15 protein-coding genes are annotated in these 21023 nt (G+C 43.2%); 7 read left to right on the top strand and 8 right to left on the bottom strand.

The window, feature by feature from the left end:
* Positions 1–130 precede the first annotated feature (130 nt).
* Positions 131–1027: a haloalkane dehalogenase gene (locus tag R8P61_21235; GenBank protein MDW3649607.1), complete on the bottom strand. Its 897-nt coding sequence runs from the start codon at positions 1025–1027 to the stop codon at positions 131–133.
* Between the two features lie 203 nt (positions 1028–1230).
* Between R8P61_21235 and R8P61_21230 the strand changes: the two genes are divergently transcribed.
* Positions 1231–1776 carry a DUF4287 domain-containing protein gene (locus R8P61_21230; GenBank protein ID MDW3649606.1) on the top strand — a complete coding sequence of 182 codons (546 nt, stop codon included), beginning with the start codon at positions 1231–1233 and terminating at the stop codon, positions 1774–1776.
* A 3-nt stretch (positions 1777–1779) separates the two neighbouring features.
* Here the strand turns inward: R8P61_21230 and R8P61_21225 are convergent, their stop codons facing one another.
* Positions 1780–2934, bottom strand: a complete 1155-nt coding sequence (locus tag R8P61_21225) for a methionine aminotransferase (GenBank protein ID MDW3649605.1) — start codon at positions 2932–2934, stop codon at positions 1780–1782.
* A 168-nt stretch (positions 2935–3102) separates the two neighbouring features.
* On the opposite strand from R8P61_21225, the gene R8P61_21220 reads away from it, so the two are divergent.
* From R8P61_21220 to trmB, 3 genes are all read left to right on the top strand, one after another.
* The gene (locus R8P61_21220) at positions 3103–5073 is read left to right on the top strand and encodes a hypothetical protein (protein MDW3649604.1); all 1971 of its coding nucleotides are present in this window, start codon (positions 3103–3105) and stop codon (positions 5071–5073) included.
* A gap of 404 nt (positions 5074–5477) precedes the next feature.
* Positions 5478–5861, top strand: coding sequence for a hypothetical protein (locus tag R8P61_21215; GenBank protein ID MDW3649603.1), 384 nt, complete (start codon positions 5478–5480; stop codon positions 5859–5861).
* Positions 5862–5882: 21 nt separating this feature from the next.
* Positions 5883–6530, top strand: a complete 648-nt coding sequence (gene trmB / locus R8P61_21210) for a tRNA (guanosine(46)-N7)-methyltransferase TrmB (protein ID MDW3649602.1) — start codon at positions 5883–5885, stop codon at positions 6528–6530.
* Between the two features lie 55 nt (positions 6531–6585).
* On the opposite strand, the gene R8P61_21205 is transcribed toward trmB, so the two are convergent.
* On the bottom strand, positions 6586–7014 hold the full coding sequence (locus R8P61_21205) for a hypothetical protein (GenBank protein ID MDW3649601.1): 429 nt from the start codon (positions 7012–7014) through the stop codon (positions 6586–6588).
* 675 nt (positions 7015–7689) lie between these two features.
* Here R8P61_21205 and gyrA point away from each other — a divergent pair.
* The gene (gyrA, locus tag R8P61_21200) at positions 7690–10239 is read left to right on the top strand and encodes a DNA gyrase subunit A (GenBank protein MDW3649600.1); all 2550 of its coding nucleotides are present in this window, start codon (positions 7690–7692) and stop codon (positions 10237–10239) included.
* 122 nt (positions 10240–10361) lie between these two features.
* A complete protein-coding gene (locus R8P61_21195; protein ID MDW3649599.1) occupies positions 10362–11576 on the top strand; it encodes a tetratricopeptide repeat protein in 1215 nt (404 codons plus the stop codon).
* A gap of 351 nt (positions 11577–11927) precedes the next feature.
* Here R8P61_21195 and R8P61_21190 read toward each other — a convergent pair whose 3' ends face one another.
* Together R8P61_21190 and R8P61_21185 are read right to left on the bottom strand one after the other, a co-directional pair.
* Complete coding sequence (locus tag R8P61_21190; protein ID MDW3649598.1) at positions 11928–14129, bottom strand: glycoside hydrolase family 3 C-terminal domain-containing protein; 2202 nt, start codon at positions 14127–14129, stop codon at positions 11928–11930.
* 74 nt (positions 14130–14203) lie between these two features.
* Positions 14204–14692: a DinB family protein gene (locus R8P61_21185; protein MDW3649597.1), complete on the bottom strand. Its 489-nt coding sequence runs from the start codon at positions 14690–14692 to the stop codon at positions 14204–14206.
* An 89-nt stretch (positions 14693–14781) separates the two neighbouring features.
* Between R8P61_21185 and R8P61_21180 the strand changes: the two genes are divergently transcribed.
* On the top strand, positions 14782–15402 hold the full coding sequence (locus R8P61_21180; protein MDW3649596.1) for a class I SAM-dependent methyltransferase: 621 nt from the start codon (positions 14782–14784) through the stop codon (positions 15400–15402).
* On the opposite strand, the gene R8P61_21175 is transcribed toward R8P61_21180, so the two are convergent.
* The 3 genes from R8P61_21175 to R8P61_21165 form a co-directional block, all read right to left on the bottom strand.
* Positions 15399–15986 (bottom strand): cupin domain-containing protein, encoded by a 588-nt coding sequence (locus R8P61_21175; GenBank protein MDW3649595.1) that lies wholly within the window; start codon positions 15984–15986, stop codon positions 15399–15401. The genes R8P61_21180 and R8P61_21175 overlap by 4 nt on opposite strands.
* On the bottom strand, positions 15983–16558 hold the full coding sequence (locus tag R8P61_21170) for a sigma-70 family RNA polymerase sigma factor (GenBank protein MDW3649594.1): 576 nt from the start codon (positions 16556–16558) through the stop codon (positions 15983–15985). The genes R8P61_21175 and R8P61_21170 overlap by 4 nt, the downstream gene beginning before the upstream one ends.
* A gap of 142 nt (positions 16559–16700) precedes the next feature.
* Positions 16701–20954: a PQQ-dependent sugar dehydrogenase gene (locus R8P61_21165; protein MDW3649593.1), complete on the bottom strand. Its 4254-nt coding sequence runs from the start codon at positions 20952–20954 to the stop codon at positions 16701–16703.
* Between the last annotated feature and the right edge of the window lie 69 nt (positions 20955–21023).

Below are 21023 nucleotides of genomic sequence, written 5' to 3'. Positions count from 1 at the left end.
AGCGCCTAATAGGTTAAAATAGCAATGAGATTGCTGAAAATTGGGTCCCCAAACTTGAATAAGCAAAATAGTGTATGTCTGCCAAAGTATCAACAATGGCAGAACATTTGGCGCAGATGGAATATTTTGATTAAGAAGATTTTATAAAGGCTACAACCTTTTCGGCAATTTCCTCTCCCTTATCTTCCTGTAAAAAGTGGCCTCCTCCTTTGATGATATCATGCGGTTGTCCCTGGCAACCGGGGACCATTTTCTGAAAGATTTTTTCCATGCCTTTCATGATGGGATCTGAATCGCTGAATAGTGTTAAAAAAGCTTTGTCCCATTTCGTGTAGGCTTGCCAGGCTTCCCGATTGTTTTGGCTTTGGGGATCGTCCGGACTGGTAGGAACCAAAGAAGGGAATATCCGTGCACCGGCTTTGTAACTATCATCTGGGAAAGGAGCATCATAAGCAGCTACAACCTCATCTGAGAGATTGTTAACCGTAGCTTGTTGGATGATTCTACCAATCTCAAATTGAGGACTTGTCTGTGAAAATTTCTGCCAGTTGAGAAATGCATCATTAGGTTTTACATCTCCTGTAGGCAAAATGGTGTTGCCGGCAACAATTCTGCTAAAGCGGTCTGCATGTGATAAAGCTAATCGCAAACCGATCAGGCCTCCCCAATCCTGGCAAAAAAGGGTAATATTATTGAGGTCCAGCTGGGTGAGTATTTCTGCCGTCCAGTCAAGGTGTTTTGCGTAGGTATAATCACTTTGCGCTGTGGGCTTATCTGATCTGCCAAAACCAATCAAATCCGGAGCAATCACTCTATGGCCCGCTGCTGCAAAAACCGGAATCATCGTCCGATACAGATAAGACCAACTGGGTTCTCCATGGAGGCATAGCACGACTTCTGTGGCATCTTTGGGGCCTTCATCTACATAATGCATCCGAAGTCCATCTGTAGTAGTAATATAATTGGGAGAAAATGAGTAACCAGGCAGGTTCTCAAATCTTTCGTCGGGCGTGCGAGTAGCTTCCATGTTAAATTGGTTTAGGATAAAGGGATTTGTCTTATTTAAATATAGGGACTCTCTTTGCCTAAGGAAAATCTTTGGACAAAACTTAAACGTGGCTAATAAATCTCAAGCTTCCTAACGGACTTAGGTAAGTGTCGGCTGGAATTCATGCTTGTATTTCTCTATTACTCCTGTAAATTGACCCTTACACCTAGAATTCAAAGAACATGGAACATAAAATGATACAAAACCTTGAGGCCAATACGGGTAAATCTTTAGCGGACTGGATTCAGATTGTCAAAGCCTCAGGTATTGAGAAACATATGCAGATCATCAAGCATCTGAAAGCAGAACATGGGCTTACACATGGTTTTGCCAATCTGGTTGCTCATAAAGCCAGAAAATCGGATGCAGGTTCAGCGGATAGCCAGGATAGTTTGATTGATGGACAGTATAGCAAAGGAAAAGAAGCTTTGAGACCGATCTATGAAAAACTGATGGAAGCTGTTCAGGCCTTTGGATCGGATGTTGAAATTGCTCCGAAGAAAGCCTATGTGAGTCTAAGGCGAAAAAAACAGTTTGCCATTGTACAGCCATCCACCAAAACTCGCCTGGATGTGGGCGTCAACTTAAAAGGAGAAGATAGCACCGAAAGACTGGAAACGTCAGGGAGCTTCAATAGCATGGTGAGCCATCGAGTGAGGACCTCGCAGCTTGAAGATATAGATGAGGAATTGATTGCCTGGTTAAAGTTGGCCTACGACCGTAGTTGATCCTTACAATTTCTGCAGGCGTTCGCAGGCAGCTTCGAGTACGGCTTCTGTTTTGGCAAAGCAGAACCTTACAACTCCATTATCCTGTTTATTCTCATAAAAAACAGAAACCGGAATACAGGCGACTCCTTTTTCCCGGGTCAACCATTTGCTAAAATCATAATCTCCCAAATCAGAGACTTTATCATAGCGCATCAATTGGAAATAGGTCCCTTTACAGGGAAGCGGCTCAAATTTGCTTCCTTCCATCAGTTTTAGGAATAAATCCCTTTTCTCCTGATAGAAATCACTCAAACCTGCTACCTTATCAAATTCATGTTCCAAATAGTGGGCAATCCCGTATTGAAAAGGAGTACTGGTAGAAAAGGTAGCAAACTGATGAACTTTGCGAAATTCAATGCTGAGTTCTTTGGGGGCGAGGCAATAACCGACTTTCCATCCTGTCACATGCATACTTTTCCCAAAGGAAGAAATCACCATGCTTCTTTTGGCGAGTGTCGGATACCTGCAAATGCTCTCATGCCGTAGGCCATCATAGATCATGTGCTCATATACTTCATCTCCAATCACAATAAGATTGTGCTTTTCGGCTAATGCTTCCAACTCTTGTAAATCATCTGCAGAAAGTATGCTGCCCGTAGGATTGTGGGGACTGTTTACCAGGATCAATTTGGTTTTGGAGCTCACACTACTGGCGACCCTTTCCCAGTCAACTTTATAGTCCGGAAACTGCAAAGGAATTCTAATCGGTATACCCCCTGCTAATTTGATCGCCGGCAGGTAGGAATCATAGGCTGGTTCCAAAACGATGGCCTCTTCTCCCGGATGAAGCACAGCAAAAATACCGGAGAGTAATGCCTCCGTTGCTCCTGAACAAACGGTGATCTCAGAGACAGGATCATAGGTCGCCCCATATACTTTCTTGACCATTTGCGAAATCTGTTCCCGCAAATACATAAGACCTGGCATAGGTGCATACTGATTCTTTGCATTTCGCATAGCATCTGCCACAGCCTCAGTCAGTTTGGGATCACAATCAAAATCCGGGAAGCCCTGGGATAGATTGATTGCCCCAGTCTCTGTGGCAAGCCCGGACATTACGGTAAAAACAGTGGTTCCTACATTAGGGAGTTTGGATCTGATAGGAGTAGTATTCATAAATTGATGACCTATTCGGGACGAAAGTGCTGAATTCGATTCGAGTATATAAAAGTACCCTCAAATAATAGTGCATTATTCGTAAAATTTTGCATTTTCGTAGTGGAAAACTATTTATAGTTTAGATTTTTCTATTTTTGCTCAATGCATTAACCTAAAAAAAACCTAATGAACCGGAAATTCTTGCAAGCAAACACCTCCATATTTTCAGCCTGGATTATACTACTTAGTGCGTCCATGATAATTAGCGGGTGTAACCCGGAAGGATTTATAAATAAAGTAAAATATAGGGGAGAAAAATATATAAATACCTGCGAAACCTTTACCGCAGATATCAATAAACTGATCCAAAGTAATTCCAAGCCTACGGTTTTGAAAGTAAGTCAGTATGACAATACCGACTTCTCCTACTTCTATCTGGAGCCAGGACAAGCAGAGGTAAAAGGAGATACGCTTTTTATGCGTTTGGTCAGTGATCTCGCCTATGAACAATACCTTGACAAAGGAGTGGCTGTTCATGTAAATGCCAGCTATGCTTCTCCAGATGCTCTCAAGGGCATGGAAAAGTCTCCTTCCGGATCTCTGGAATCATTGATTGTTGACAGAGCCTATTATCTGAAAAACAGAAAACCTTTCTTTATGTACAAAATCCCGGTTAATGGGGTTGAGCTGGCAGGAAAGCAACTGATGTTGAGTTTCGCAGTAGCCAAGTATGACAAGAAAGGCAACCTGAAAGAATATTTCTGTGAAAGTAATTCTCAGCCTATCGGCATCGGAATGCCTGCTTGTTGTACAGCAACACCCTGGGCAGAGACTCAATTACAATCTGTAGTTGACTTTCCAGACATCAATGTTCAGGATGAGCAATTCAAATACAAAGGCTTTACCGGAACCATCGATGTATTGTTCCCCGAAAGTAAATCTGATTGGATCGATTCTACTTTTCAGGTAAATCTCATCCAATCCTATATCCACAAGTACAAAGACCTTGGATACAAGATCACCCGCATTGACCTTAGTGGTTGGGCGTCTCCCGGTGGTAAAGAGTCTTATAACCTTAAGCTTTCTCAAAGACGTGCTGAGTCTTTAAAAGAAGGATTGAAAGCACTCAATGGTTCGATCAAAGGACTTGAGATTACAGCAGGTGGACTCGGAGAGGACTGGGGGCGTGTAGAATTGCTGACGAAAGCCAGTACAAGACTGATGTCCGATGAAAAGGACCAGGCACTTGAAATCTACCGCGATGCCAATCTTAGCAATGATCAAAAAGAAGCCAAACTGAGAAAGGTGAAGTTCTGGGAAATCCTGGTGGATGATGCCCTGATTCCTGCAAGACATACCTTCGTTGTTATGGACTTTGAATTTTCGGGACAAGGGGAAACCTTGCAAAGGTTTGCAGAAAGACTGCCCGTTGCCTCTTCTCGTTTGGAAGAAGTCGCTCAAACAGTTTTCCGGGTAACTCCTTATAAAGATGGGATGCAAGCCGACCAGGAACTGGCTACTATCAACCAGTTGTTGACACAAAAAGCTTCTCCAAATCTTTATGCAATGCGTGCGACCTATTTCCTCGCTGACAAAGATTATCAGAATACCATCGCTGATTTGGAAAGAGCTGCGAGCTTTAGAGGTTCTAATTCTGCTATGTATAGCGTAGCTAGTCAAGGATACAAAATTCTGCTGGCAGATCAGTATGATGCGGGTGAGAAGAAAGCCCTGTATGATGAGTTCAATCGTTTGGCCGAAAACAATCCTGGCGATAGAAAGCTCTTCTTCAACAGAGCTATCCTGATGGAAAAAATGGGTCTGCTTCATGCAGCTTTAGCTGAGTATGATGCGCTGCTTGACGGAAAAACACCAACAGCGGCTCAACTCAACAATCGTGGAGTAAGCAAACTCAAAGCGAATATGTTCACAGAGGCTGCTGCTGATTTCACAGAGGCTATCAATGCTGATCCTAATTTGGCTGCAGCTCATTACAATATGGCCGCTGTACATGCCTATAAAGGTTTAACCAGAAAAACACTGGAGTCCCTGGATAAGGCCATTACCAGCAATCCAGACTACAAAGGATACATCTTCAATAATCCAGTATTCTCGATTATGTCTGAAGATCCCCGTTTCGATAAATACCGCGAATAGCGGACGCAGCAACAATATGTTTATAAAAAGCATCCACTTTATGTGGATGCTTTTTTGTTTTTGGGGTAAATGTGGAGCTTAAATTCAAGTGCAAGTATCAAGCGCAAGTTCAAGCTTAAACCATAATTGAGTATGAACTTGGTACTTGAATTTGAACTTTCCCAAACTCAACTATTCTTAAAGACGTAAAGCTCTTTGAGGAATTTCGCCATTATTGTGGGAAAGTTTATTCGGCTTTGGCACAAAAAATGATAGAATAGGTAGGAAATCTTTCTGGAAGTTTGTTTTAAATAAGAGAAATCCAAACAAAGCAGTTTGTGGATAGTTCTCTGTGGAAACAATTTGATATCCAGAAAATTAGTTTTAACTTTCGTGTCGCGCGAAATTACCATCATTTCTGTATTATGCCGTACCGCAGCATTTTTCTCTCAGTTCTCATCTCTCTTGTGTCTGTATTTTCATTGTCCGCTCAGACTGAGCTATTGACTTCTACACAATCATTGCCCGTAACCAAGGTGATCATTGATGAGACTCAAAACGAAGGAATCCCCGCTTCAGGTACCCGTATGGTAGCTATTCCAATCAATCTTTATGCAGCTTCTGAAGTAAAGCTCGAAATCAAAGATGCTTTTGGTAATACACAGTTTGAATCTGAAGCTATCTATCCAGAAGGAGAAAACAACATTCGTGTAGGCGTCGGTAACATGCAGGAAGGATTGTATTTCGTTACACTTCACTCCGCCTGGGAGGAAGTCAAAGAGATCATTATCGTAGAGAGGCTACGATGAGTATGAGTATTTAGAAATAGCATGTCGAGGCGAAAGCTCCTGAAGAAATCAGAATTTGATTCTTTTCCCAATACATTTGATTTAGAAAGCTTCCAGGGAAAATCCTGGACCGAGCATTTTGGCGATCAGCATCCCATCGTATTTGAATTGGGATGTGGAAAGGCCGAGTTCATTTATGAACAGGCTCAGCGCTATCCTGAGAAGAATTTTGTAGGTATTGATGTAAAGGCAGATAGATTGTGGCGTCCTGCCAAAGATGCTTTGGCAGCTGGAATAAACAATCTTGCATTTATTCGTGCTCACCTTGGGGAGATAGAAAATTTTGTCGGAGAAGAAGAAGCGGATGAAATGTGGATCACCTTCCCGGATCCCTTTCGGAAAAGTCGGCAAGCCAAGCATCGGATGACTCACCCCAACTTTCTTTCCTCCTATGAGAAAGTCCTAAAAAATGGCGGATTCTTACATATGAAAACAGACGATATCGATCTGTTTCATTTTAGCCTGGAGATCTTTGTTCGGCATGCGAGAATACGCATGCACGACTTGAGTTTTGACCTACACGAAGCTGAGCATATCTCAGCCTACTGCAAAGTCATGACAACCTACGAGAAAAAATTTCTCGAGATGGGTAAAAAGATCAATTACGTAAAGATCAGTTTCGATAAATAAGTCCGGGCTTCATGGCTATTGCCCCTGGACAGGAACCCCAATACGCTTTGCCTGCTTAGGCTTTAGTAGGAGGTTTTACCTCGTAGATTTCGGTATCTGAAACCTCCAATAGGATCATTTCACATTTACCGTCTGCCAGCTTCAGCATCTCTGGATAGGTTTCCAGATTCAGTTGATCGCTAACTTCTACCATCCATTCAAGAATTCTTTCAGGTCTATCATCGAACAGAAAATGAAATTGTACCCGTTCGTCGAACTTGGTATCCATTATCCGTAAACTGATCATATTAACAGGAGCATGAAAACGAGCTTGGAGAACTACATGAGCAGAATAGGTCTCACGTAATCCTTCGGGGTTGACATTTTCCCCCATATCCATTCTCTTTTCCGTATCATTTAAATCTATCCATTCATTGTGGTCCAGGATAAGATTAAATACACGCAGATCACGAAGTTGGGTGGATGTCAATTCAGCCTTTCTCATAAGTTTGTTTCCAAAAAAAGTATAAGCCAAAAGTAGGAGCTGAAGCTTCTTTTTAAAAAGCAATATCTAAATGGATGTTACATATTTTTTATGCCCGCTATTGATGCTCTGGCGGGATAAATCTACGGGTCTGAATAGCTAGGGAGCATATTAGAAAAGAAGCTTTTTAGCCAGTAGCTGATTGTATAAAGAGGATGAAATGGACATTTGTCTTGCGTCTTTGATCAAGGCTTTTTTTGCTAAGACCTTGATTTTCATAATTCTAAATATATGTCTTTGATACAAGCCTGCAATCCCGAATAGCAGCTTTATATCAAAAAGAAGTGTAAGCTCATCACCTCTGGTATCAATTTTTTACCAAAAAATGCGGCTTTAGCGATCGTTTCTGTCCCGGAAAATGCATTACATATAGGCTTTTGCCCAACAAGAAAATCCCTTGAGCACTTGCTGTAATTCCGAAAATTTAGGGCCTAAGGATGAAGGAAGGGATCGGAATATGCTCACGCTTGAAAAACTTTCACATTTCCCTGATCAAGAGGAGGTTACTTTGTAAAAATAGCTCTCTGTCAACTTTCAAAGCAGGTAGGAATTTCGTAAATTGCCATGATTATAAAGGGCTCTGTTTACAGGCTCGAAAAACGAATCTCAAAGGGCTACAATACCCAAATAAAAACTATGGCAGAAGGAGAAAAGATTATTACCCGGGTCATTGAAGAGGAAATGAAAAACGCATACATCGACTACTCCATGTCGGTGATCGTTTCTCGGGCACTACCAGATGTTCGTGATGGACTAAAACCCGTGCACAGACGTGTCCTTTATGGCATGACGGAGCTGGGCCTCGCCAGCAACAGACCTTATAAAAAATCGGCCAGAATTGTAGGGGAAGTGTTGGGAAAATTTCACCCACATGGTGATGGTGCTGTGTATGATACCATGGTGCGGATGGCTCAGGAATGGTCCCTGAGATATCCTTTGGTAGATGGACAGGGTAACTTTGGCTCCATCGATGGAGATAATCCTGCGGCTATGCGTTATACGGAGGCGAGATTGAGAAAGATCGCTGAGGAGATGCTCGCTGATCTTGAAAAGGATACCGTCGATTTTCGCCTGAACTTTGATGATTCTCTCACGGAGCCTACCGTACTTCCCAGTAAGATCCCTAATCTGCTGGTAAATGGTACCAGTGGGATCGCAGTGGGAATGGCTACCAATATGGCTCCACATAATCTGGGGGAAGTGGTAGACGCTGTAGCAGCTTACATAGACGATCCGGAAATCGATATACAGGGATTGATGCAACATGTCAAAGGCCCTGACTTCCCTACAGGAGGTATAATATATGGAGTCGAGGGAATACAATCTGCCTTTGCCACAGGGAGAGGTCGGGTTGTGATGCGTGCTAAAGCTGAGATTGAAGAAGTAAATCAGGATCGCGAGCGGATCATTATCTCAGAAATTCCTTATCAGGTAAATAAAGCCAATACCATCGCACGGGTCAGTGAACTGATCAATGAAAAGAAGCTGGATGGTATTTCAGATATCAATGATGAATCTGACCGTGATGGGATGCGCATTGTTGTTGATGTAAAACGCGATGCCAATGCCCAGGTGGTTATGAATAAGCTTTTTCAGATGACCCCTCTGCAAACTTCCTTCAGTGTGAACAATGTCGCGCTGGTAAATGGAAGGCCGCAGACCCTCAATCTGAAGGATATGATCAAATACTTTGTGGAGCATCGCCATGAAGTAGTTACCCGACGTACGAAATACGAGTTAGAAGAAGCCAAGAAACGGGCACATATCCTCGAAGGTTTGCTGATTGCACTGGACCATCTGGATGAAGTGATTGCCTTGATCCGTGCTTCCAGAACTGCAGATGAAGCTCGTGCAGGATTGATGGAGAAGTTCAACTTGAGTGAGATCCAGGCCAAAGCTATCCTGGATATGCGCCTCCAGCGCCTGACAGGTTTGGAGAGGGAGAAGATTCAGCAACAATACAATGAACTTAAGGAGAAGATTGATTACCTGGAGTCGGTTTTGGCAGATGAAAGTCTGAGGATGAGTATTATAAAGGAGGAGCTGGATGAAGTAAAAGAAAAATACAATGATCCCCGCAGGACGGAAATTACCTTCGCTGCTGGTGAGATCAGAATAGAAGATATCATCGCCAATGACGATATGGTGATCACCATCACCAATCAGGGATATATCAAACGTACCAAGTCTGATGAGTACCAGGCGCAGGGCAGAGGAGGAACCGGATTTAGAGGAACCGGTAAAAAAGAAGCTGACTTTGTAGAGCACTTATTTACCGCTCGTGCTCACAATTATATGCTCTTCTTTACTGAGAAAGGAAAATGTTTCTGGTTGCGAGTTTATGAAATTCCGCTAAAAGATCGATCTCATAAAGGACGAGCGATCCAGAATCTGATCCAACTGGATAGAGATGATAAGGTGAAAGCCTATGTCACGGTAGAGGATCTGACGGATGATGAATTTGTGGATTCTCACAATATCATCATGGCGACTCGCAAGGGACAAGTCAAGAAAACTTCCCTGCGTGCTTATAGTCGCCCTCGTGTGAATGGTATCCTGGCTATCGGGATTTATGAAGGGGATGAGCTGCTTGAAGCAAAGCTAACCAATGGCAAGAGCCAAATCATGTTGGCAGGCAAATCAGGCTATGCAGTGAGGTTTGAGGAAGAAAAAGTAAGAGAAATGGGCCGTACGGCAATGGGAGTAAGGGGAATTACGTTACAGAATGAGGGAGATGAAGTGATTGGGATGGTAGTAGTTCCGGATGCAGAGGAGGCAAATTTACTCGTTGTTTCAGAAAAAGGATTTGGAAAACAAACCCCAATTTCTGAATACAGAGTGACCAACAGAGGGGGTAAGGGCGTCAAAACTCTGAATGTCGGAAGTAAAACCGGAAACTTGGTCTCCATTCAGCGGATTGAGAGTGTGGAAGATGAAGACCTGATGATCATTACCAAAAAAGGAATTACCATCAGGATGAGAGTAGCAGATGTGAGTACCCTGGGAAGAAATACCATGGGTGTCAAGTTGATAAGACTGAAAGGAGAAGACGAAATTGCTTCCGTAACCAAGGTCCTGGAGAAAGATGAGGGGGAAGAGCTTGAAGACCAGGAATCAACAGAAAATGCTCCAAATGCTGAAGAAAATAAGGCTGAAGAGCAGGATAATAAAGAAGACCAGGAATAAATAAGCATAGAATTCCCTTCATTTAATGCAAATTCATTAACTTAATTCACTCTTTTTAACAAGCGACAATGCTTCTAAATTCTATAACTGTTATGAGGAAACTGACAACATTCGTTTTTTTAATGGCATTTCTGTCAGTTCAGTTGAGCGCCCAAAAGTCTAAGATTACTTCTGGTGTGCTAGCTGTACAAAACGGAAAAATAGCTGATGCTATTGAAAAACTTGAATTGGGCCTGTCAAAACCCGAACTGATCAAGAAACAAAAGGATATAGCTAAAGGACAATATTATTTACATAAAGCCTATCTACAGGTTGCTCGTGATACTACACTTGGCGACCTGAGATCTCAGCATCCGGATGCTATTTTCAAAGCTAAAGACAATCTGCAAAAAGCCATGGCCAATCCTGAAGGAAAGGCGATGAAAAATCAGTCTTTACTGGACCAGGCAGATTTCAATGTATGGGCCATCCTGTACAATGAAGGTGTAAATATGTTCAATACTGGCGATGATGCGAATGCACTCACTTATTTTAAAGCTGCAGATGAGATTTATCCCGGGCACTTCCTGACCAATCGTATGTTGGGTTCTGCTCAATTGGTGAACCAGGATACTGTGGGATGTGTAGCTACCCTCAATAAGTGTTTTGAAATCTTCAACAAGAAGTACGTAGAAGGACAAACTCCTGAAACACTCAAACTTCTTGAGACTGATGATGAATACGATATTAGCAAAGGACAGCTTAGCTACCTGTATCAGCAGTTGGCTGTGATCTACGAAGCACAGGGAGAGACCCAGAAAGCTCTCAATACTTTGAATGAAGGTATCGAAGCTCTGCCAGAAGATGAAGACATCAAGCGTCAGGAGCTGATTGTTTATCAGAAACATCCTGATATGCTTGCACAAGCTGAGAAGAAATTCGATACAGCTTTGGAAAAGAATCCAGACGACAACAATGTACGTCTTGTATATGCTTCTCTCCTGGAAAGAGCACAAAAAGCCGACAAAGCTTTTGAGTTGTATTCACAGGCTTATGAAAAAGAACCTGAAAACCTTCAGGCTAACTACGGAATAGCAGCCTATTATATCAACAAAGCTGCTACCAAGTCTACTGCCAAGGCAGAATATGACTCAGAAGATGAGGTAGAAAAAGCTGATGCGGAAATCAAAGGCTTGCTTGGTAAAGCATATCCTTTTGTTCTCAAGCTGCATGAACTTCAGCCTAATGAGCCTGAGTGGCTTTCTCAGCTGGTTCAGATCACTCCTATCATTGGTAAAAATGAAGAGATGGCTGAGTATGCTAAAAAGCTGAGTGCTGCACTTCAGAATCAAAACTAGTAAGAAATATTCTTTCTATAAAAGAGGCCCGATCCAGATGGATCGGGCCTCTTTTCTGTGTTAGCCCCCCTGTCATCTCCAGCTTCGTCCTGGGGCCTCTGCCTTTCCTCTCCATCCCTTCCTTCACAGCTCTATAAAAAAACCGAAAGACTCTGTCATCTCGAAGCTTGCTCGCGCGATGGCTGGCGGGCTGAGAGATCATGTATTATATGCTCAACTCAAAATACAAGGCTTCTCGGCGCGCAGGAGCTTGAAAAAGCCCAGCCTCGAGATGACAAAAGATTTTTACGTATCAAAAAAGCCCCCACCAGAGGTGAAGGCTCTTTTATTACCAATTGAAATTGTCAAAATTTATTCCCCTGCATTTACCTCTTTCAGAAACTCATCCAGCATCTCCTCTGTATATGCGCCATGACTGAAATTACAGCGCTTCACAATAGGCATGGACATTAGGATGATACGCATATCATGATCCTCCGCTCTTACCGTATCCGGATCAACTCCGAATAAAGGCATCATTTTGTCTACATAAGCTTTTCCTTTAGGATGCTCGAGTAATTCTGCAACTGTAGAGTATCGGTCATAGACCTTTTTAGGCTTGGCTTTTTCGCTGATGATCTCCAGGCTTTTACACAGCCTGATGTCCCTTGAGGAGCTGCCAATGCGAATCTCAAAGCTTCCTGAGTCAATCAACCAGTCTTCCAAATCCACATCATAATAACTAAATGCTCTTTTCTCCAAAATAAACTCCACCAAAGCAGTCGCACCCGGATCCAGTTCTATTTTATCAAAGGCAGCCAGTTTTTGATCGGGTCTATCCACATAAGCTGAAGGAGGACTGACATAGACCTGCACCACTTCTTTACCTCTTACATTTCCGGTATTCTTCAAAAAGAAAGACAGTCGGCAAGTATCATCATCTGCAACTACCTGATCGCTGAATGCAAGATTGCTGTATTCAAAAGTTGTATAGGAAAGCCCATGTCCAAAGGGATACATCACAGGCAGCTTTTTTGTATCGTAATATCTGTAACCGATATAAATCCTCTCTTTATATTCTACTTTCCTGTTTTCTCCCGGGAAATTGAGGGAGGAAGAATTGTGCTCCAGTTTCAAGGGGAAAGTCTCAGATAATTTTCCGGATGGATTTCTGATGCCCAAAAGGGTCTCAGCCAAAGCCGCCCCACTTGCCTGCCCCCCTAACCAGGATTCCAAAATGGCCTTGCATTGATCTGCCCAGGGCAATTCAACCGCAGATCCATTGATAAGAACCACGACAGTATTGGGCTGAACTTTGAGAATTTCTTCTACCAGGCTATCATGACTTTTAGGAAGGTGCATATGACTTCTGTCGCTACCTTCAGCTTCAAAGGAATCCGGTAGGCCTACCAGAACAATAGCAACATCGCTTTTGGCAGCAGCTTCTTTCGCAGTAGATAGCAATTGCATATGAACCTCATCGGCTTCATTATTATAGCCCTCAGCATAGTTTATCTGGACATGTTGAGGCAATAATTCATGTAGCGCCTCAAAGGTACTCTCACTACGACTCGCATTTACCCGGGAGCTACCTGCACCCTGATAACGAGGATGTTTGGCAAAATTTCCGATAAGGGCGATGGAGGATAGTTCTTCTATTTGAATGGGGAGGAGGCTGTCTTCATTTTTGAGGAGCACCATACTTTCGGCTGCAACTTCCTTACTCAATTCATGATGCTCAACTATATCAAAAGAAGCCTTTGATTGTCTATTTGCATCTGCTTTGAATACAACATTCAGCAGATTGCTTACCATTTTATCCAATTCCTCTTCCGCAAGCTCCCCACTTTCTACAGCTTTGATAATCTTGGGAGCACTTAGTGGATTGTCCGGCATTTCCAGATTGAGTCCGGCTTCTAGGGCTTTCTCCGGATGATTTACAGCTCCCCAATCAGAAATCACTATGCCTTCGTATCCCCATTCATCTCTTAATATTTGGGTCAATAGCCGTCGACTTTCACTGGCCCAAATGCCATTTACCTGATTATAAGCAGCCATGATAGCATAGGGCTGAGCTTCTTTTACCACAATCTCAAAAGCTGTCAGGTAAATTTCACGCAGGGTTCGCTCATCAACGATAGAGTTTCCGATCATACGTTCAAACTCCTGATTGTTGGCTGCGAAATGCTTGACGCAGGCGCCGACTCCCTTACTTTGCAGACCTAATATCAGGGAAGCGGCCAGTATTCCAGCCAATAGGGGATCTTCAGAAAAGTATTCAAAATTTCTACCCCCTAATGGAGAGCGCTTGATATTGACTCCCGGTCCCAGAAGAATTTGCACATCATGCCGCAAACACTCCTGCCCAATAGCAGCTCCTGCCTTATATATAAGGTCGGCATTCCAGGTGGATGCCATAGCCGAGGCCGTTGGAAAGCAAGTCGCGGGAACACTTTCTCCCAGGGCTACAGTAGGATCTACTTTACGTAGTCCATGTGGCCCATCTGACATATAAATAGAGGGAATTCCAAGTCTTTCAACAGGAAAAGTTGACCAGAGGTCCTGGCCGGACATGAGTTTGGCTTTTTCTTCCAAACTTAATTGGGATAGTAGATCGCTGTTCACCTTGTTTCTAAGCTATATGAGTATTAGGATGCATGAGATTGTTCCAAAAATTTTCTCGTCAAAACAATCTGACCACAATGATAGGCATCATGTTGTACAATTCCATGCAAGAGGATATAAAATGAATAAGCTTTTTTCTCAACCTGCCTATCGAGGAAGCTATCTTTCTTTTCTCTGAGTAAGTCCCTGAGTATCTGACTGGAATTGCTGAGTTGGACCTGAGTATCCTCCCAACTTTTTTCAGAAGCTCCTTCTACTTTTGGCCAATCAATTTCCCCTCCAATTTCTATGTGGAATTCGGCATTCCCTTTGATCCTTTCTATAGCGAAGGTTCTCCATGCTATGATATGCAGGACGTATTCCCAGATGCTATGCGCATGGGGAAAGGGATGCTGGAGGGCTTTTTGCCAACTAAGATCCTTAAGGGCTTCTTCAAGCGCTTTTCCGTGCCAGGCTTCTCCTTTTTGAAGGGCCTTCATCTGGAATCCGATGTTTTTGAGTTCTCTTTGCATACTTGGGGAATAAAAGGCTCAATTTATGGGTCAATGTTAATAAGTCTGTTAAAATAAATACTAGATTTACTTTAAACCTATCTGCGAAAATGAATTTTCCTTTCGAACAAAGCAGTTTCTGGAATGAACGGTTTGGACAACAGGAATATGTCTATGGCCGTGAACCCAATGCCTTTCTACGGGAATACCTGGAAGAGGCTCCGGCGGGTAGATTGCTCTTGCCAGGTGAAGGCGAGGGGCGAAATGCAGTATTTGCTTCTACCAGAACCTGGGAGGTAGAAGCCGTAGACTTTAGTGAGGAAGGACGGAAGAAAGCCCTGAACTTTGCAGAAGAGATTGGCGTTCGTTTCGATTACAAACTGGAAAATATTGCGACTTACCAGCCCGAAGGCAAATTTGACCTCATCGCATTCATCTTTATTCACCCTTCGCCCTCTTTGAGGCGGGCTCTTTTTCGCCGCTACCTCAATTTCCTCAAACCTGGGGGAAAGCTCTTGTTTGAAGCTTTTTCCGAGAGACAGTTTGAAATGGCGACAGGAGGCCCAAAGCTCAAGGAATTTCTCTATACCCGTGAGGAATTGGAAGATATTTTTCGCCTGGTGAATATCGAAAAACTGACTGAGCAGGAAGTCGAACTTCAGCCAGGTCCCTATAGAGAAGGAAGTGGATTTACCTTGCAAATGCTGGCTAGTATGCCTTCTGAAAACTAAGCCGCATTTCTCTGCACGATCAATTGTAAGGGTTCTGCTGAGGTTACTTCTATCCAGTGAGGGGTGTGAAGGGGAATTTCCATACTTTCGCCTGCCTGCATGCTCCTGACCAGTTTTCCATGAAAATAGCAGTTACAGGAACCGGAAAGGACGAGAAAACTCTCCAGATATTTATCATGAACCTCTTCTTCCAGTTTTTCTTTGATCCAAACCAGCATACTTCGTCTGCTCTCCGTTTTTTCCAGCATGATGGTATGTAGATTTTCCAGTTTTTCTGGTTGCTTAAATTCGGAGATTTGCTGCGACCAGTGTTCCAAAGATTTTCTAGTTGAAGCTTGGGGGGAAGAAAATTCCCCCTCGGTAAAAACCTTGTCCATAATCCGCTTTCTCATAGAAGATTGAGGACGTTTTTTATGGGCCCTGGCAAAGTTTTCCAGTGCCTCAGTGATTTCTGCTAAATCAGCACGAAGCTGGGGAGAATCCTTTAGCCATTGTTCAACAAGCTTCATTTCCTCCTCTTTTGCGATTCCCAGGGCATACTTTTCGAGTAATTCTTGCTCCTTGGATGAATTGAATGATTTCATATTTTTTCTTGTTTTACAATGCTCCTCAAATAATTTAAGGCCAGTCGGGTCCTTGTCTTTACTGTACCCAAAGGGATATTTAAGTGTTTAGCGGTTTCGGATTGAGAATAGCCTTTGAAATAAATGTATTCCATCAGGATTCTTTGTTCCTGTTTCATATGGAGTAATAAATCCCCCAGACCGATCAGATCGGTAGGGATACTTTCCGTTTGGACTTTCTCTGTTTTGCTTAGGGGAGAGTCAAGGGTGAATTTAGCTACTTTTTGATGTTTGGAGCGTAAAAGATCGATGGCGGTATTTCTGGAAATACGTAATAGCCAGGTAAAGAGTCGGCCTTTGCTTTGATCATAGCTTTCTATCTTCTTCCAAATTTTCAGAAAACTCTCCTGCAAGGCATCTTCTGCCAAAGGATCATTTTGGATAATCTGAAAAATGACCCCATACAAGGCATCGCTGTAGTGGTCATAGAGATATTCCAGAGCTTTACGCTCTTTTCGTTTAAGCGCTGCAACAAGCTCTTGCTCAGAGCTGGAGGCACTGTGAAAGGGCTGGTTTTCCTGTGCGGGTCTCATGGCGCTTGTTTCTGTAGCTGCGAATCTGTGGTGAAACATTTTTAATATACGAAAGCATGTAGGCAATCGGATTTCCCGCAGCTAAAATAAATGCAAAAACCCCTCTTCCAGCTGGAAGAGGGGCTAAAAGGATATCATTTTTTTATCGAATCAAAACCTTATGGATATGGATTCGATTGCGTATATCTTTGATGTGAAGGAAATAAATGCCCGGAGCGAGATCATTCAGGCTGAACGGAATTTTTTGAATCCCTGCCTCCCCACTTATTTTTTGTTGACGAATACTTCTCCCTTTCAGGTCGCGAAGTATAGCGATAGCGGAGTCTTCACTGTTTATCTCCAGAATCAACTCTTCTCCCGGACTTAGCGGATTGGGGTAGATGCTACTATAGCTCGGAGATTCCACCTGGACCTCAACAGTTTTTGAATATTCGAATTTGCCGTCGAAATCCACCGATTTAAGTCTGTAATAATTTGAGCCATTCAGAGGATGCTCATCATAAGTCTCATAGGACGTTAATTCTACCCTGTTTCCTGCTGCCTTTTTCTGCTGGATTTGCTCGAAATTCAACGCATCCTGGCTTCTCTCTATGACGAAACGATCAACATTTTCCTCAATAACAGTTTCCCAGTTTATTTTTACCTGATCCTCAAGCAAAACTGCCCGAAAATCAAGGAGCTCAACGGGAAAGGTTCCTCCATTGGGATAAAGAAATTGTGTAGGAACGATTTCCTGAGGAATATTGTTACTGGACCAGGACAATTGTGCGCTGGCATAAGCATTGGCCTGATAGTATTCCATGACGATCGGAACACGCACACCCGCTGTAAGGGGAATGCTAGCACTAAACTCTCTTACGCTCTGGTTTTGCCACTCATTGATCAGGAGGGTTCCATTCATCCAGAGCCTGACTCCATCATCGGTATTGCTAAAGAAGGTATAAGTACCACTTACAGGGACTTCTATTTCTCCTGACCATTTGATCGAGAAATTTGTTGAGCTCAAACGAGGATCAGGGGGACAATTCGCCCAGTAAAAATCAATTTCTGAATCTACTTGATTGAATACAAGATTTCCTAAAGATGCATCAGAGTGATATTCTCCCAACAGTCCGGTTCCGCTACCTGAAGCAGGATCCGTTACATAAAAAGACTGCCTTACTTTGGGGGCCTCTTCATAAGTGGCATCTCCGCTTTGTTTTGCTTCAAGGATGACCAAACCGGGATTTCCATCCAAAATAATCGTATTTCCTGAAACACTGGCAGGTCCAGCTACGAGTTGATATGTCACACTCAATCCTGAACTGGCAGTAGCTCCAGCTGCAAAAGAAGGATCATTGGTTTTCTTGCTACTGATTTCGGGAAAGGTGATTTTTTGATGAGTTTTATTGCTGCTGGAGGTAATGCTAAAGTCGATGGCGAAATGATAATTCCTTTGCAGATTGCTTTGAGTATCTGAGCCAGGTGTAGGGGCTGAACCTATACTGATACTTCCTGATTCTGATCCCAGCAAACCACCGCTAGTCCAAACTTCATCAGCCGGACTTCCCGCATCATATGGGATTACTGCTTCATTTCCGGGATCAGTTCCATCGGCTTCTCCATCCATAAATCCGATCACCATTTCTGCACCTGCTGCCAGACTTATTGTCGGAGCACTTCCATCACTAAATGAGAACTCATTATGTCCGGGAACATAGTCTGTATTGTATCGGGTATCTCCGATAGCGAGTACCGTAAAGTCATTATCTGCATTTCTCCGGGCTACAAAAGGAGTCACAGGATCGGCTTCAGCTTTTGCGAAGAATTTGAACTCTTCTATGCGAATATCTTCTGTACCCCCGCTATTATTGGTATAGCTATCGCTCTCATTGATAATCATGACAGCCCTCCATCCATCATACAGTCCATCATCAAAATGGGTGTTTCCCAGGCTGAATTCATTGCTTTCTATATGATCGGGACTGAGGGAGTTGATCCAGTCTTCGATGAGATTGATGCCTTTAGCATCTCTTCTGTTCTTGGCTAAAGGAGGCATGGCTATGCTCTCGTGTACAGACTTTAGCCTTTGGTAAAGAACAGATCTTTCGGGATCACCCGGGATGATTACCCGTGCTCCATCTATGCCAATATCATCATTCACATTGCCATAGATCAAGTCCTGACTTTCCAAAGGAGTACTTAAGCGCGCATCAAAAAAGGCACGATTGCCAGCTCCAGGTCTATGACAATACGCACAGTTTGCATCCAAATATGCCCGCGCACGAGCTTCCAATGGCTGACTAAGGTCATCGGTAGGAGCAGAGCTTTCGACATTGGCTAAAACTGCGGCATTAGTATCTACCGTAGCGTGAAACATCTCCAGATGTTGAAGTGTCTTGATCTGGTTTGCATTTCTGCCACTGCTAGGGTAGGTGATTTTTTTATTGAGTTGGCGGGCACTGGGACCGAGCACAAAATCAGATACTTCATTATGGCAAGTAATACATTCACCCCTATCTGGATAATACCAAACTACTTCTTTGCTTCCCGTAGCGGTTTGGATGGTAAAGCTATCTTCGCGTGCACTTGTTAGCAATTGAGCATCCAGTTGATTGTCCAGCCAACGATAACTCAATCCATAGTATTCACCATCATCTCCATGAACCATCAAACGGGTTTCCAGTTTGCGAGTGGAAGTAGGATTGCTCTCATCCAAAACCAGATCAAAATGCTTGACCAGTACGGCTCCTTTAGGGAATTGCCAGTTTCCCTTTTCTGTATAATTAATCTTTTCTTCTGAGGTATCATGATCCCCATCATTGGGTACGATCATCCAGCGCCTTTTGGCTGCACTGTCTGACCAAAAGGCTACATTCAATTCATATGGAATGGCATAATCTTCTACTTCCATAGTAGATAGATTGCTGAAGATGCCCGTTTGAGAAAGGAGTGCCGGAGCAGCAGGAGCAACGGATGCTGGTGCCAGTTTATAAATGCTCCGGACATTGCCGAAACTTTCTCCTGCACTAATCATGAATACTTCCCCATTGAGAGGGTCTTCACCAAATGAAACCAATTCGTCTGGATTGAAGCGACATAGATATTCCCGATGCGTAGTTTTGCTGACATCATCATAGGTCAGGGCATAAAGATTGTCATTCTGCCAGTCTCCACATAAAAATTTGCCTACCAGACTGGGAAATTTGGAAGCCCGATAAACATATCCCCCAATAATTGCTCGGGCATCTGATCTGTCAAAGTCAATGACAGGCTCTGTAAGGGTACCTAAAAGAGGGTTCGGAGGAGTTCGGGGAGCTGAAATGGTACCCTCGCGGAAGGACCATCCATAATTATTCCCTTTCTCAATGACATTTATTTCCTCCCGATCTGACTGGCCAATCTCACTGGACCAAAGTCTGTCTTCCACCTTATCATAAGACATGCGATAAGGATTTCTATGTCCGAGCGTAAAATATTCTTCGAAATTTGTCCCGCTGGGGTCGAGGAAAGGATTGTCATTGGGGATTAAATATCCTACACCGGAAATCTCATCTGCATTGCCTCCGGCAAAAGGCATCTTTTTTATAGGGGCATGACTTCTACTCAGATCCATATCTACATCCAGGCGCATGACTCCTCCTTCGAGATTATCATCAATTTGCTGTGCCGTTAGATAGCGGTATAAGTCTCCTATGGTCAAATAAAAATACCCATCATTGTCAAAAGCCATTCCTCCGCCTCTATGAGAATCATTGTACATGCGGATATGAATCATTACCTGTTCGCTGCTAGGATCAGCCGCAATATTTCCATCATTGATCGTGAAGCGTGCGAGCCGACAATATGTATTGTAGAAATTTCCGGGGAAACCTGTTCCCAGAAAACCACTTGGATCGGGAGTCGCCGCATCTTTCCAGGTATAATACACATAGAAATAGCCTCTATTGGGAGAAAGTGGATTTCCAAATTCAGGATGCAGGACAAAATTGTAAAATCCCCCATCACTCATTTGGGCAACATTGGTGGATATATCTAATACCAGAGTTTTGGTACTGGTAGTTTCATCATTTGGAATACGATAAATTCGCCCTCCTCTTTCCCCTATATAATAATGGCTTCCATCATGGGTAGGAACGATAAAGGAAGGATCGGTAAAACTTAGATTGGGGAAAGCATCAACTACTTCCCATTGGGCAACTCCCCCAGGTTTGACCGAGGGTAATGCTCCATCAATAAACTTACCTACGGGTTCCGGCGAATCAAGGCCCTGTATGCTTATAGCCAGAGGGATAACAAAGCCCATTAAGCTCAGGGCAACAATGAAGTATAAATTTCTTTTTCGAAGATGAATATTTTTTAAGAAAGGAATCCGAGCAGTCGTAATGCTATTGTAAGAACTATTGGTCAACTTCATGGCCAAATACAAAATTGGGTAGGGGTAAATGGGCGATGAGCTGACTCAGCGTATGAAATAGCATGCTAA

It is taken from the genome of Bacteroidia bacterium (assembly GCA_033391075.1).
GTDB lineage: Bacteria > Bacteroidota > Bacteroidia > J057 > J057 > JAWPMV01.
This window is presented reverse-complemented; position numbering and strand designations above follow the sequence as displayed.

What these genes read in the sequence shown, in the direction of transcription:
- R8P61_21175 (MDW3649595.1), bottom strand. Translation starts at nt 15,986, where the DNA reads ATGAAATCATTCAATTCATCCAAGGAGCAAGAATTACTCGAAAAGTAT.
- R8P61_21235 (MDW3649607.1), bottom strand. Translation starts at nt 1,027, where the DNA reads ATGGAAGCTACTCGCACGCCCGACGAAAGATTTGAGAACCTGCCTGGT.
- R8P61_21185 (MDW3649597.1), bottom strand. Translation starts at nt 14,692, where the DNA reads ATGCAAAGAGAACTCAAAAACATCGGATTCCAGATGAAGGCCCTTCAA.
- R8P61_21205 (MDW3649601.1), bottom strand. Translation starts at nt 7,014, where the DNA reads ATGAGAAAGGCTGAATTGACATCCACCCAACTTCGTGATCTGCGTGTA.
- R8P61_21190 (MDW3649598.1), bottom strand. Translation starts at nt 14,129, where the DNA reads ATGTCCGGCCAGGACCTCTGGTCAACTTTTCCTGTTGAAAGACTTGGA.
- R8P61_21225 (MDW3649605.1), bottom strand. Translation starts at nt 2,934, where the DNA reads ATGAATACTACTCCTATCAGATCCAAACTCCCTAATGTAGGAACCACT.
- R8P61_21180 (MDW3649596.1), top strand. Translation starts at nt 14,782, where the DNA reads ATGAATTTTCCTTTCGAACAAAGCAGTTTCTGGAATGAACGGTTTGGA.
- trmB (MDW3649602.1), top strand. Translation starts at nt 5,883, where the DNA reads ATGTCGAGGCGAAAGCTCCTGAAGAAATCAGAATTTGATTCTTTTCCC.
- R8P61_21165 (MDW3649593.1), bottom strand. Translation starts at nt 20,954, where the DNA reads ATGAAGTTGACCAATAGTTCTTACAATAGCATTACGACTGCTCGGATT.
- R8P61_21170 (MDW3649594.1), bottom strand. Translation starts at nt 16,558, where the DNA reads ATGAGACCCGCACAGGAAAACCAGCCCTTTCACAGTGCCTCCAGCTCT.
- R8P61_21230 (MDW3649606.1), top strand. Translation starts at nt 1,231, where the DNA reads ATGGAACATAAAATGATACAAAACCTTGAGGCCAATACGGGTAAATCT.
- R8P61_21195 (MDW3649599.1), top strand. Translation starts at nt 10,362, where the DNA reads ATGGCATTTCTGTCAGTTCAGTTGAGCGCCCAAAAGTCTAAGATTACT.
- gyrA (MDW3649600.1), top strand. Translation starts at nt 7,690, where the DNA reads ATGGCAGAAGGAGAAAAGATTATTACCCGGGTCATTGAAGAGGAAATG.
- R8P61_21220 (MDW3649604.1), top strand. Translation starts at nt 3,103, where the DNA reads ATGAACCGGAAATTCTTGCAAGCAAACACCTCCATATTTTCAGCCTGG.
- R8P61_21215 (MDW3649603.1), top strand. Translation starts at nt 5,478, where the DNA reads ATGCCGTACCGCAGCATTTTTCTCTCAGTTCTCATCTCTCTTGTGTCT.